Source organism: Parabacteroides chongii, from assembly GCF_029581355.1.
GTDB classification, from domain to species: Bacteria; Bacteroidota; Bacteroidia; order Bacteroidales; family Tannerellaceae; genus Parabacteroides; species Parabacteroides chongii.
Genome location: NZ_CP120849.1, coordinates 3783461 through 3796918 on the forward strand (window position 1 = coordinate 3783461; position 13458 = coordinate 3796918).

The following is a 13458-nucleotide window of genomic DNA, read 5'->3' on the forward strand; positions in this document are numbered from 1 at the left end:
GTGATAATCATAGTTACTGTTCAATATTGAACAAACTGGTATTATATATTAATATGTATAGGATAAAAGGTCCACACCGGAAAATACAGGTAAGAACAATCTTCCTGTTGCTGCTTTGCTTCCTTTTGAGGATGGAAACGGATGCCCAGACTACGACCTATTATAAGGCTGAATCGTTCCTATTCTCTTTCCGTCAGGACAACGACCTGTTCCTTGCCGACTACGGAGACAACGCTTATCAACTGGAACGGATGGGCGGTTTACTCGACGTATCCCGCGATCAAATCCTGAAAGGTGATTGCCATTTGTTGATCGTCTCGCATGTGAGTGCCTATGAATACGAAGATACAGAGGTGGTGAACGAAGCCTCACTGCGTGCAGGTCGTATCCGCGCCTACCTGAAAACCCGTTTCGATATTCCCCATGATTGTGTAGCCTTCTATATCGACCGTAGCGGAAACTATCGCGATCAGGTGCATGTCTATCAGGTTTATAAACCGCTTCCTTGGTTTGCAAATATCTCGATCCATTACAGTGAAAGTCGTTATCCCGTAGCTGTAGAGGCTGCCATCGGTGAGTACGGTGCAGTCCCTTATGTTGACCTGTACCGTCGTGGTGAGACAGGAGGTTACGACCGTGAAGTGTACCGTATCGACGATCCTCTTTTTGACCGTACGGAACTGGAAGATTACTGTCTGGCTTCCGTAACGGATACGGTATGCCGTAGTAAACGGATAGAAGAGCCGGACATCGCTTTAGCCACTACCGTAACAACCAGGGAAACAGTACGGAAGGTGACAAAGTATAAAGAGACAACCGGGAAAACAGTTGTTTCCGAGAAAACCGGATTGCAAGCAGATAATAAAGAACAGACGGAGAAAGACCGGAAAAGACAACCAACCGAATCTGTAAGGACGGAAGAAACTCCGATGAAACAAAGCCCTGTATATCTGGGGGTAAAAACAAACCTTCTTCCCTGGTGTGGCGTAGCCCCGTCGATTCGTTTAGGAACCGGTGAAACGAAAATAGAAACGGGTGCATTTATGCCGAACCTGGAAGTGGAGTGCAGTTTCGCTGGTCGTTGGTCGGTAGCCTTGTCGGGCATGTATTCCGACTTTGCCTATAAAGACAAGACGCGCGATCACTGGGCTGTGTCCGAAATCTCCCTCGAACCTTGTATCTGGCTATCTCCTTCGGGTAGGTTTACCGGATTGAATACCGGTTTGTTTGCCGAATACGGAGATTTCGATGTACGTGGAAGCGCGATCGATTTGTCGGAAGATATGCTTTACGGACGAACTGGTTGTTTCTGGTCGGCAGGTTTGTCGATGGGTTATCGCTTCTCTCTGGCCGGTGGCTTTGGAGTAGATATGCGTGTCCGTGCCGGTTACCGCTCCGTTTTCAGTGGGAAGAAATACCGGTATGATCCGCTTGATAACCGTAATTATCTGGAAACCCGTTTTGCTTCGACAGGTTTTATGATTGGTTTAAAGATCAGTCTATCCTATCGTTTTCAAATCAGATAAAAGGAGGTGAGGATATGGAAAGATATAGAAATAAAAGAGGTATAAGAAATAAAGAATATAGGATGATGCAGGCAGTCATTTGGGCGATCAGTGCCATATGGATTATGGCGGTATCGTCTTGTGCCTACCGTATGACGGATGAGGATTGGGAGAAGAACGGAAAAGTGCGTTTGCTGCTTCGAAGGTCAAACAGTAGTTGTCCGGATAATATGACCTGGTATTTCTACCCGGAAGATTCGGAAAGTCCGCTCATGCGTACAGGGGACGTTTCGGGATATGAGGGTACGTTGCCTTTGGGGCGCTACCGGGTAGCCGTCTGTAATACGGGTTGTACGGGTGTTACGCTTGAAATGGAGAAGGGGTATGAGGAAGCCTGCGGCAGGGCGAAACAACTTTCTTCGTTAAAATCAAGCTCCGTACAGATCGCCTGTCCGGGTAGCTTGTACGGTACGGGTCTGGAGCAGATCGAGGTAGTCGGAGGTGAAACGGTAGCAAAGGAATTGACCCCGGCAAACCTTGTCCGTACATTGGAAATGAATATAAAGGTTACAGGTGGGGATAAGGGGGATGTCGCTGCAGCGGTATTGTCGGGAAGGTTGACCGGTGTATCGTCACGGGTTCATATCCCTTCCGGCAAGCCGCTGTTCGATACGCCTGCTTTTATGACGTTCGAGCCGGAAGAGGTCAGTCTGGGTGTGTATGCCTCTTCGGTAAGCCTGTTCGGTTTATCCCCGGGAGAGGAAGGCGAAGACTCTGTCGACCTAAGCCTTACGATGACGCTGTCGGATGGAAAGGAAATCACTTCATCCACGGATATAACGAAAGAAGTAAAAGATGCGTTCACCGCAACTGTTACGACACATGTGATACTGGATCTGGTTGTCCGCTATGATGAAATAAGCGGTTTGACGATCACGCTGACGAACTGGAAACCGGGCAGTGACGGTTCGGGTGTGGTAACTCCCTGAAACGGAATGAAAATGAGAACAATAGTAACAATAAAACACTGGTATAAAATGAAAACAGGAAAATTATTGATCATGAGTCTGTTGGGAACAGCTTTCTTAGGCGGTTGCACGAACACGGAAGAGCCGGTAACGGATGGAACGGCGCAGGCAATAGAGGTGAATGCCGGAATAGCGAAGTCTACCCGTGCAGTGATCAGCGGCGGTTATGTGAATGACCTTGAAGTCTCGTTCGCCCGTCTGGATAATCCGGGTACAACTACCGAATGGAATACCCCGTCTATCGATGCTGTCCGCATAGGTGGAACAGGTAACACGGTTCTAAGGTTTGAACCGGAACAAACCTATCTGACAGAAGAAGGCGAGTCTGTTCTGATCGGTTACTATCCACGTAAGGCGTTGAACAGTGAAACCGCCAATCCGGTCAGTGTCACTTACACGATTACGGGTGAGGAGGATATAATGGCAACAGGAGTGCAGACCGGTTCACTGGTGGATAAGTTCGAGACTTTCACCTTCAACCATCTGCTTACCCAATTGCAGTTCAAATGTACGGGTTCTGCCGGAGCGATCGCAAAATGGACGTCGGTTACTTCCATCAAAGTGAAAAACACCTATACTGCTTTGAAGCTATCGCTCGATAAAACCAAGGGAGCTCAACTGGCTGCAACGGGTGAAGCCAACCAAACGCTGACTGTTAAAAACTATCCGTCTGAAGTTTCGCTTCCCGATGCCGAAAAACCATTGACCGGCTATCTGTTGCTTTACCCGACGGTCAATTGGGGAACGGAGGATTTACCAATCAGTTTGGAGGTTAAAGGAACTTATGACGGAAATGCTAAAACACTGAACGTCGCTGTCTCCAATATCAGCGAAGGCGTGAAAGCCGGTTATTCGCACCTTATCACACTGACCTTTACGGAGGACGGCAAAATAGCAGTAGAAACCGGCATTGCTGAGTGGCAACCGGGTAATGGCGGTAGTACTACTATTATCCCCGGAGAGTAACCTTTCCCCTCTTCGAGAGGGGGCAGGGGGTGTGTAAATTAAAAAAACAAGACAACCATTAAGTTCATGAACAATTTCATAGTCACAATATCAATCTCCATCGCGATCCTTCCGGGCTTCGCCGCCTGTTCAGACAGCAATCCTACTCCGGAGCCAGTCCCGGAAACCGCGGTGTGCCTGGAAGGTGCGATCGGAGAGTCAACGCGCGGAGTGATCGGTTCCGGCTATGAACAGGATTTAAAGGTTTGCTTTGCCCGGCAGGATGAAACGACCGTCCCAGGAGAAGGTTATGGCACATGGGGTATATATGAAGCAGTACGAAGAGGCGGGAAGGGAAACCGTCCGATCGTGTTTGCCCAGTCCCAGTCATACCCGGAGGACGGTCGCCGTATCCGCCTGCACGGCTATTATCCGGCAAAGGGTGAGTCGGAAGCTGTTGCAGGAACGGGCAAAGTCGCCTTTACTGTTGACGGAACGACGGATATTATGTCAACGGGAATCCTGACGGCTAGTGGATATGTTCCGGTACAAACCTGTACGTTCCGTCATTTACTGACACAGGTCCGTTTGGTTTGTTACAGTGACCGTGCTGATGGTTGGGGAACAATAAAAACGATCGAAGCGCTAGACGTACATACGCGTCAGAGACTGGATTTGGGGCAGGAAACTCCCTGTTTAAACGATATATCGTCGAATGATGGAATAAAAAATATCCCGGTGCAGGATATAACAAACTTACTGGTCCCGGATGTGACATCCGGCGAAGACCTTCCCGAACCGCAAGGATATCTCCTGCTCCCGGTTTCCCCGGTGGACGGAACTGCAGAACACCCGTTGCACCTTCGGATAACAACAACGAAAGACGGCAGGGGAACCGAACATGAAACAGTTTCGGAAGTCTCCTTCCATATCGAAAGTGGCTTTCAGACAGGTAAAAGCCATGTCGTAACACTCTTCTTTACGGATAAAAGTCAGATACAGACTACCTCCGTCAGTGTAGAAGGCTGGACAGACCGTGAACAAAATGATATGCCGATATAAAACGATTAAATAATATGCAATGAATACTTTAAAACAAACGAAAATGAAAACAACTAAGACAATGTGGGTTATGTTGGTAACCCTTCTGACAGCGACGAGCTGCTCGGAAACAGAAACCGAAATCGACCCTGAACCGGGTAGTGGCGGTCAGGTATCTTTGGGTATCACTCCCAATTTGAAAGTGGATGCCGGAAGCAAAGCGTCAACAAAATCGGTGGTGAACGGTGATCTGATTACCTATACCGATTACAATGCTGCGCCCGGTTTGGGAGTCGTGGTGACCAACAGCGATGTAACCGGCTGGTATACTCCCGACGGAACAGAATATACAGGTCACCATGTCTGGTATATGGGTGACGAAACAGGAAAGAACTGGATTTCGATCAAGGAAAAGAAAGATACTTATAAATTAACGAAAGAAGCCCCTTATTACCTGACGGAGGCAGTCGGTAAGGTGTATGCCTATTATCCTTATGATGCGACAAATACTTTCTCCTCTTCCATAAACAGTGAATCCGACTTGAAAATCCCTGTAAAAGTTCTTGCTACCGGTAGTATAGATGCCTCTACGAACAATGCGAAAAAGTACTGGAAGAGTTCAGCTGGAGGTGGAACTTGGACTTCGCGATTAGCGGCTAACGATGTCAAGCTGTCCGAGGCTACTGAAAAAGACTACCTGTATTTTTTCGCATCGGAAGGACGTTATGTGAACAACGGCCGTGCCAAAGGGCAGACTCCTTTCGACCCTGAGGGCGGTGCGACGAATAACGATACAAAGAACCCCGGCTACCTGATCAACCTGGATATGAACCACGGCCTGGCAATGATCTCTTTCCGAGTGTACGACGGCGGTCATTTGAGTGATGACGATGTGGCTTTCAAACAGTTCGTGATACAGAACCATGGGGAAAGCGACGTTTTAAAGACCGGAGACGGAAAAATGGCCCTTTCGAATGGAGCGATAACGGAAAATGCAATATCCGGTTCCGTGACGCGTACGATTTCAAACTATACGCTGATGCGACAGATAGAAGAAGGAGACCAAAGTGAAAAAGCATTTATAGCAAACGGTTCCCAGGTGACGGGACAGGTCGTTTCGCGGTCGGTCAGCAGCCTTGTGTATCCTGTTACTTTCGGAGATAACCAGATCGATGTGGTAATCACGCTTCAAGAACAAGGTAAACAGGCAGTCGATTATACAGTGACGTTGCCCGGATATGAGTGGACTGCCGGAGCGAACTGTGTGTACACCTTCTCTGCCGGTCGTAACAAACTGACGCTGATGGATGTAACCGTTCAGGAGTGGCAGGATGACGACCAGCCGGATATTCCGCTATAAAAACCATTAAAAACAAAGCCCATGAAACAGTTCTTATATACACTTTCGGCTGTCTTCTTCCTTTTCCAGTGTACAGCCTGTACGGAGGCGGAAGTAATGCATCCCGACGGCGGGAAGCAGAAGGAGGAAAGTGCTCCTCTGGGTGTGAAAAGTCTGGGTATGTGGGTGGAAGTGGAATCCCGGAGCGTCGTTACAGGAGGTCCGGGGGAGGAAGACAAGAATCCGAACCCGCTCACCTCCGTTGCGGTATGCGTCACCAAACAAAATAGCAGCGGTGCAGTCAGTTTCTATGCGAGCAGTGTCAAAAGTCAGCTGTTCACCTACAATGCCACGGTTGTGCCGCCTGCCTGGGAGTTGGCGGAAGGAGAAGAGCCGCTCTGCCTGTATACGGAAAAAGGGACTGTTTATGCCTATGCCCCGTCCGAGAAAAGCATGTCGCTTTCGGGAACTCCGAAAGTGCCGTCGATAAGCGGTGTCAAGGTACTGGATAAGCAAAAGTTTTCCTTCAATGACGGCGGTACCCCGGTGGATGCCGCGACCGATGTGCAATGGGAAACCGACCAGGACGATTACCTCTACTGCATGGCGGCGGAACAGGTAGACCGCTGGCATCCGGAGGTATCGCTTCTGATGCAACATGCGCTCTCGAAAGTGAGTTTCCGTGTATCGGAGGAAGGAGAGGCTTTTGCCGGTTGCCGTGTGAAACAGGTGGTACTGAAAAGTAGCGGAGGATTTAAAAAGTCGACTTCAGCGAAACTGAACCTTTCGACGGGTACTTTGGAAGGAACGCTGACGGCAGTCGATCAACTGGTGTTTACGGCAGGTGGCGATATGCGCGGTATCGGAAGTGTAACAGGAGCAGGAGAGGGCAATAAAACGCCTGTTCAGGCATTCGGGTTGGTTGTTCCGGTGACGGGTGCCGGTGTCACATTGGAACTGACGCTGGATGATGGCCGGGTATTTACGATGAAGCCGTCCGGGAGTAGTGGAACGGATCCCGGCATGTTTACGGCCAAATGGGAAAAGGGATATAATTATATCTACAATATCCGTATGCAGGCGCAGGGTATCGAACTGACAGATATCCGGGTGGCAGGCTGGAATGATGGCGGTGAATATGATATACCGGTAGAATAATGGAACACACATAAAACATTATAACATGAAACGATATTTGATCTATCTGACAGGGGTACTGTTTTGTGGATTACTGCTCGGTTGCACAGCCGGTCCGGTAGAGGACATGCCGGAAACGGCGCAGCTGGTGGCAATCAGTTTCGGAAAGCCCGATCTGGGTATTCCGGTCGTCCTGACCCGTGCAGATGAAACGGTAACGCCTGCTCCGGAACTGGCCTTCTTACCCGCAGGTGCGACAGTGCGTATTTGCGGCTATCTGAGGGGAGAGGCGGGTACGTCTACCGCTCCTGCTTCTTTTGCAACGGCTGCCCCTTCGTTTGAAGTGACCTATGTGGTGGAAGCGGACGGGTCTTTATCTCCCTGTATGGTGGATGATACCGGAACGGAGCTTCCCGGAAATGCCGGAGAACTGATCGTAAGGGGAGGCATTTATGATTTTTATGCCGTTTCCCCCGCTCGAAAGCCGTTGAAAGATACCGATAATCGTTATACGATACCCTCTCTTCCCCATAAGGAAGACATAATGACCTCTTTTGCCCGCGAGGTCACGATCTCGCGTACTTCGCGTGTGGTGGAGCTGGAAACCTTCCGCCGACAATGTGCGCTTCTAGTGTTCAATGTCGCCCCTTCGCCGGGCAACGCACTTCCGTTTAAACAACTCTTTGGAACGAAGCTGGTATTGAGCAATATCTCTTCCTCCGGTGCCTCTCTGATCGTCGGAGCGGATACGGGAATCTTTCCAACCGGTGGCGGAAGTGGAACGGAGGCAGAGGTAGTGTTCGGTAGCGACGAGTTTGTTCCTGTGGAAGAGGGTTCCGATCCAAAGAATATGAAACTGAACAAGGTGAAAGGAGTTATCCTTCCTAAAAACGACCGGCCTTTCGGAGTGGAGATCAGTGTGCAGAGAGATGACGAGACAGCTACCCTGAAAGCGACCGTCGACAAACGGATCACTTTCGATGCGGGCAAACGGTATGTATTCACCCTGGAGGTGAAGAACGACGAAAGCCGTTTGAATCTGAGGGTATTGGCATGGAATGCCGTCCCTTTTACGGACGGAAATGTGGGAGGTCCCGATGAACCTTATCCCGACCCCGATATTCATCAGGGGATAGGTATCGTGATGACTGTGGCAAGTTGGAAGAATATCATTTGGAGCGGGGTAGCCGGAGGGGGAGAGGGAGAATAATTTGTCAATAAATAGAATGAGAATCAAGTTAAGAATAATACGAGAATGGAACGGATGAGTGAAATAAGGAACGTACTTCCTGTTAGTTTGTTTATCTGGGCAGTCTTTCATCTATTGTCCGGCTGTACGCAAACGGAAGTAGTGGATGGACCGCAGTTGCCCGAAGCAGGTAAAGAGGTTCAGGCGACGTTTCATCTGAATGTGCTGGCGAACCGGGATTCTCAGACACGGAGCATCGCGTTTACAGCCGACGGAACGGTCGATACGGATTCCATTCCGGTAAATCCGAAAGATACGGTTGTGACAAAAGCAACTACAGCATTGCCTGACGCGGAGGAAAGCGGGATCGCTCACCTGTGGATCGGCCAGTATGATGCGGATGGCAGTTGTATCTTCAACCAGTATTTTTCTGTAATAACCGGTAACGAGGTAGATGTCCGTTTGAAAGATGGCGGAGGTAAGGAACATCATATCTGGTTTGTAGCGAATACCAGTGACCTGGGAAAGATCGAAACCGAAGCAGTTTTGCAGAAACATGTGTTGACGTATTCATCAGAAGAAGACGGTCTGCCTTCAAACCGATTGTGCGGGATGGTGGGTTCATGGAGTGGTCCTATCGATGAGGGAGGTGTAGAAAATATCCATGTGGATTTGACGCGGTTGGTGGCAAAAATATCATTTGCCTATCTGATCGGAGGAACAGATTTTTCATTTACTCCAACGTCGGTGACATTGAACTCCGTACCGGACAGATATCAGATCAAAGTTCCGGTAAATCAGTTGACGGCCGATATGATTTATAAAACATATAACGGAACTGCCGGTAAGGACGGTGCTACGATGTATTGGTACCTGCCTGAGAATATGGCCGGTACGGTAAGCGGTGAGAATGCTGTCAAGTCAGATAAGAAGAAAACGGGTAAAGGGGTGACGAATGCCACTTATATAGAACTGACCGGTCAGGCGGTGCAGTCCGGAGTGACTTATGAGAATGTCCGTTTCCGTTTTTATCCTGGCAGTAATGAGAATAATTACGATATCGAACGTAACTCTCATTATACGATGAATGTCACATTGGCGGGTATAGATATAACCGACGAACGTATCACGGTGGGTACGATTCCTCCGGTCGAGATCACTCCGGGTAATATGCCTGCGAGGGTAGGCGGTGAAAAGGAGTTACAGATCACGGCTCGTCCGGGACAGCCATGGATGATTAAATTGCCGGACTGGCTGTCGGCACAGGTAAAAGATAAAAATCTTACAGTACCCGTAAGTGGTAGTATTTCTTATCAAGGCCCTGCCCAACTACTGTTCAAGGCGGAAACAGCCAATCCCAAAGCGGAAACCCGTACTTTTTCTTTTCCTCTTACTATAACGGGTGAAGAACAAACGATAGAGATCGTACAGGACGGTTCGACTTTGGAGGCTGGCGGTTCGATTTCTCTAAGTGCCGTTTCCGGTTCGGAGGGCAGTTCTACTTTTACGGCAACGAAAGGTTTACCATGGCGTGCTGTCTTGTCGGATGGCAGTTGGTTAACTTGGGCATCAAGTAATCCGGGAACCGGTAATGATACAGCCACAGGTGAAAGCCAGAATTTGATAGTAAAAGCTACGGCGAGTAACCCGTATGCAAAGGAGCGTTCCGTCAATATAACGGTAGAAGGGGGAGAATCGATCGGAAGTGTGGATTATCATAATCTTCAAAAGAATATATCGGTTACGCAAGCTGCTTCTACGGTAACTTGTCCGGCTGAACCGGTTGTAGTAACAGCCGAAGGGGCAAATGCAGCAAATGCAGCAACTTCTTCGTTTACTGCGACCTCCGGTCTATCGTGGAAAGCGGCAGTGTCGGAAGTGAACTGGATAAGTCTGACCGGTCAAACGGAAGGCACGACTACGGCTGCACCCCAAAATGTAACGTTTACTGTCCCGGTAAATCCAAACTCCAGTGTGCGCAGTGGAGCAATAAATGTACGTGTAGGAGACGAAACCGAAGGCCCGACAGGTACGATCGCAGTGCAACAGGAAGCTTCAGTTATTGAAGTTGTTGGGCCAACTGAAAAAATAGCAAGTGCAGGAGGCAAAGTTTTCGGTATAATTACAGCCACACCAGGTTTACCGTGGACTATAAATCCCCAAACTGATAATGGCATAACAATAAATCCGACCAGTGGTTTGGGTGAAGCTACATTAGAGTTTAGTGCTCCTACCAATAATGGTAGTGCCCTTATAGGTTCATTTATCGTGACAGTGACAGACGCAAGCCCGATACGTACAGCAAATATAAGTGTGGAACAAGCATCAGCGATAACGGAACCTATCATCGGTAACATTGAGGTTCAAAAGCGCGATGCAGGCTCCGCCAGATGGTCTGGAGCTAGTGTAATCTGTACCAGCCAAGAAGGAGGATGGCGCTTACCTACGTTTGATGAGCTAATTATGATAAGAGCAAATATCGCAACATTAAAAGCTATAGAGGGTTTTGTTGATTTCGCTCAAAAAACGTGGGAGTATTATACTAGTAGTACCGTTTGCGAAGACCATACTAATCACAAAGCATTAAACATGGGTGACGGTAGCGTGAAGACCCGCGATATTGAATCATACTATATTCGCTGTGTCCGGGACAGATAGTTGTGCCCAGCTTAACTCAATGAATGATGATGGTCTGTGATCCGAGGTTTGGAGGGCAATAGAATACCCTTATGACAGAGAAAGCAGAGACTGGCCCATTGGTAAAGAGCGATCAAGCGCATTTACCAAACCACTTTCAGGTGACAGTTGACAAGTGACAGTTGACAAGTGGGCTTCGCGATCGAAGAGAGAAAGAGGTGAACCTTTATTTTATGGAGGCGGCGCTCTTTCTGTCCTGGCGGGCTTGACCCGCCATCTCATACTAATCACTGAAAAATGGTGTAGGATGAGATCCCGGGTCAAGTCCGGAATGACAGAGCTGACGTTCTGATATGGAAACACACAGATTCATTTCTGATAAAAAGCGATCTTTGACATATTGAGGGTTTGAAGAAAAATAATATGGCGGTTACAGGCTATATTGCCTTGAATTGATTACATTTGCATGTATATATATAATGTATAAATCGTATCGCCTTATGAAAGATAATTACATCCGTTTCGACTGGGCCATAAAGAGGCTTTTGCGGCAGAAAGCCAATTTCGGTGTGCTGGAAGGGCTACTTACTGTCTTGTTGGATGAAAAGGTGGAGATCATCGAACTGCTGGAAAGTGAAGGCAACCAGCAAACCTTTGACGACAAATTCAACCGGGTAGATATCAAGGCTAAAAACAGCAAAGGAGAGATCATCATCGTGGAAGTACAGAACACACGTGAACTGACCTTCCTTGAACGTATCCTCTATGGTGTGGCGAAAGCCATTACCGAGCATATCTCTTTGGGTGATAGTTATTACGAGGTGAAGAAAATTTACTCCGTAAATATTCTTTATTTCGATATCGGCAAGGGAAACGATTATCTGTATCACGGTCAAAATATCTTCACCGGTGTACATACCGGGGATCGTCTGGAGGTGAGTGTAAAGGAGAAAGATGTCCTGGTGCATAAGCTGCCGGCGGAGATTTTTCCGGAGTACTTTCTGATTCGTGTGAACGAATTCAACCAGGTAGCCGTCACTCCGTTGGAGGAATGGATAGAATATCTGAAAGACGGAACGATTCGTGCCGATACCACCGCTCCCGGTTTGAAGGAAGCTCGCGAAAAGCTGCTCTATCACAATATGAGCGATGAGGAACGCCGCGCCTACGACGAACACCTCAGCGATATCATGATACAGAATGATGCGTTGGACGGAGCCAAGCTGGAAGGTCGTATGGAAGAACGTTATGGAATTGCAGCCAATATGAAGAAGTTAGGTTTGGATATTCGGCTTATTTCGCAGGCGACCGGTTTGACTTCCGAAGAAATAGCGAAGCTGTAATACATTTATTTTGTAAGAATATTTTTCTTTAAACCCTCAATGTCTCGAACAATAGAGATATTGAGGGCTTTTTTTATGCTCTCACGTGAATATAACGATTAAAGACAATAAAATTATGAACAAAGCAGATTTAGTAAATGAACTGGCTGAGAAAATGCAAATTACGCAATGCCAGTCGCGACAATTTCTCAATATCTTTCAGGAGGTGTTGACAGAGGTAATAAAACAGGATACTTCCGTGATGTTACAAGGCTTTGGCGCTTTTACTCCCTGGAAACAAAAAGAACGGGAGGGGCGAAATCCTCGAACAGGCAAAGGATGTATGATACCGGCACGTACAAGTGTCAAGTTCAAACCCGGAAAGTTTTTACTCGAAGAGTTGAACCCCAGTAAATAGATAATATAGGGGCACAGATATCTTCATATAATGGGTTTTATTCTGTGTCCCTAAATGTCTGTTTTTGACTTTCCCTCAATTAATTATTCAACGCCTATCATAATATCATGAAGAAGCAAAACAAATTAGAAGCACTATTCCCCAACGGAAAAGTGCCGGACGCAAAGGTCTTTAACCGAAGCCTCGACAAAATGTCGAAAGAAGGTCGTAACCATTTCCTTGAAAAAATCTACAAAATAGCTTTCACCGTCTGGTCCACCTTACCCAAAAGGCACCAGAAATTCATCCGGGAAGTAATCATCCACGACCGCCAGTCATACGTCGACTTCATCCAGCAAAGAACCGTCATGTCCTGCCTCCGTTGTCCTCTCCGTTACCCTGTTTTGTTTATTCGAATGCTCCACCTAACCGAAATTGTCGAACGCACAGCACAAACCTCTGTAAACCATATCGCAATGTCCGTCCTGATCTGCTTCCAGATTTGTGGCAAGATCGGTACACTTGCCGGACATCTTGGCAAAGGGGAGATTGCCTATGAAGAGGCATTGGTGTTGGTGGGGAAGATGACGATTGTGGAGTTTTGCGGGTATTAATATCTGTATTTACCGCATAATGTGCGGAGAATATAAAGGCTAATATAGAAATGGAGTGATATGGATGAAATAAGCAATAAATCATTATCTTTGCTCCGAAATTATAAATATTCACGTTTTGGGAGCAATTCTTAAATTTATACTGGCTTAATATTAGCCTCATAAACCGCAGGCTGATAATTCTTTCGTTTGAGTAGTCCTACTTGAACAGGTTTCTTATTTAATTTTTTTCATTCACAGCATTGAACTTTAAGGGCATAGGCCTTTGATGTGGTTGTTTATGGCGACTTCTGAGTTTGCTATA

The 13458-nt window shown here is 47.5% G+C and carries 11 protein-coding genes; all 11 read left to right on the forward strand.

Translation table 11 applies throughout. The annotated features are described in order from the left end of the window. Positions 1 to 53: 53 nt before the first annotated feature. The 11 genes from P3L47_RS14095 (at position 54) to P3L47_RS14145 (ending at position 13154) form a co-directional block, all read left to right on the forward strand. On the forward strand, positions 54 to 1526 hold the full coding sequence (locus P3L47_RS14095) for a DUF3575 domain-containing protein (protein WP_277781205.1): 1473 nt from the start codon (positions 54 to 56) through the stop codon (positions 1524 to 1526). A 14-nt stretch (positions 1527 to 1540) separates the two neighbouring features. Continuing rightward, positions 1541 to 2494, forward strand: coding sequence for a DUF5119 domain-containing protein (locus tag P3L47_RS14100; protein WP_277781206.1), 954 nt, complete (start codon positions 1541 to 1543; stop codon positions 2492 to 2494). Between the two features lie 12 nt (positions 2495 to 2506). After that, positions 2507 to 3499, forward strand: a complete 993-nt coding sequence (locus tag P3L47_RS14105) for a fimbrillin family protein (protein ID WP_277781207.1) — start codon at positions 2507 to 2509, stop codon at positions 3497 to 3499. Positions 3500 to 3565: 66 nt separating this feature from the next. Then, positions 3566 to 4540, forward strand: a complete 975-nt coding sequence (locus P3L47_RS14110) for a fimbrillin family protein (protein ID WP_277781208.1) — start codon at positions 3566 to 3568, stop codon at positions 4538 to 4540. A 43-nt stretch (positions 4541 to 4583) separates the two neighbouring features. Beyond that, on the forward strand, positions 4584 to 5879 hold the full coding sequence (locus P3L47_RS14115; protein ID WP_277781209.1) for a fimbrillin family protein: 1296 nt from the start codon (positions 4584 to 4586) through the stop codon (positions 5877 to 5879). Positions 5880 to 5900: 21 nt separating this feature from the next. Then, positions 5901 to 7016: a fimbrillin family protein gene (locus P3L47_RS14120; protein WP_277781210.1), complete on the forward strand. Its 1116-nt coding sequence runs from the start codon at positions 5901 to 5903 to the stop codon at positions 7014 to 7016. 25 nt (positions 7017 to 7041) lie between these two features. Beyond that, positions 7042 to 8205 carry a BF2992 family fimbrillin-A clan protein gene (locus P3L47_RS14125; RefSeq protein ID WP_277781211.1) on the forward strand — a complete coding sequence of 388 codons (1164 nt, stop codon included), beginning with the start codon at positions 7042 to 7044 and terminating at the stop codon, positions 8203 to 8205. Between the two features lie 45 nt (positions 8206 to 8250). After that, a complete protein-coding gene (locus P3L47_RS14130; RefSeq protein WP_277781212.1) occupies positions 8251 to 10842 on the forward strand; it encodes a BACON domain-containing protein in 2592 nt (863 codons plus the stop codon). Between the two features lie 479 nt (positions 10843 to 11321). Then, a complete protein-coding gene (locus P3L47_RS14135) occupies positions 11322 to 12164 on the forward strand; it encodes an Rpn family recombination-promoting nuclease/putative transposase (protein WP_277781213.1) in 843 nt (280 codons plus the stop codon). A 115-nt stretch (positions 12165 to 12279) separates the two neighbouring features. After that, entirely contained in the window at positions 12280 to 12561 is a 282-nt protein-coding gene (locus P3L47_RS14140) for an HU family DNA-binding protein (RefSeq protein ID WP_122362706.1), read from the forward strand. A 107-nt stretch (positions 12562 to 12668) separates the two neighbouring features. After that, entirely contained in the window at positions 12669 to 13154 is a 486-nt protein-coding gene (locus P3L47_RS14145; RefSeq protein WP_277781214.1) for a hypothetical protein, read from the forward strand. The last annotated feature ends 304 nt before the right edge of the window (positions 13155 to 13458 follow it).